Source organism: Acinetobacter sp. T_3_1, from assembly GCF_025377055.1.
Taxonomy (GTDB): domain Bacteria; phylum Pseudomonadota; class Gammaproteobacteria; order Pseudomonadales; family Moraxellaceae; genus Acinetobacter; species Acinetobacter kookii.
This window is the reverse complement of sequence record NZ_JACHVD010000056.1, coordinates 1-484: the sequence shown is the minus strand read 5'-3', so window position 1 is coordinate 484 and position 484 is coordinate 1. Positions and strand designations below refer to the sequence as shown.

Sequence of the window (484 nt, the reverse complement as noted above, 5' to 3'; positions counted from 1 at the left end):
ATTTGCAGCGCATTTTGCTTTAGATAAAAGTCTTTCTGACGCTCTAATAAGTTCATTTTTTCTTGCGCGATTTTTATGCCATTTTGCTGACGATCGAAAATATTGAGCGGTACACTGACTCCAACCACCAGTTGATTTTGTGTTGAGTTATCCAAGGATTGGGTGCGGTTAACGCCCAGGTTTAAAGTAGGATTAGGACGTGACTTTGCTTTCAGCTGATCAACCGTTGCTTGAGACTCTAACACCTGTAAAATCCGATATTTCTCAATGTAGTTATCCGCTAAATATTCTTGAACCTGCCCATGAGTCGATTTTGGCCAAAGCTTTTGCGAAGAGAGGTTTACCTTCAATGACTTATCAGAGGTTCCCCATAAATTTGATAATTGTTGGGTTGCCACTTGTACCTGTAAGTCGGCCTGTCTAAAAAGACGGATATTTTCAGCATGACTTAAACGTGCGCGATTCACATCTACTTGCGCGATAC

General features: G+C 41.1%; 1 protein-coding gene. It reads right to left on the bottom strand.

Features of this window, described 5'->3' with window-relative positions; translation table 11 throughout:
• Positions 1 to 484 (bottom strand): TolC family protein (locus H4I94_RS16200; protein ID WP_261183731.1); only part of this gene is annotated, 484 nt, incomplete at both ends.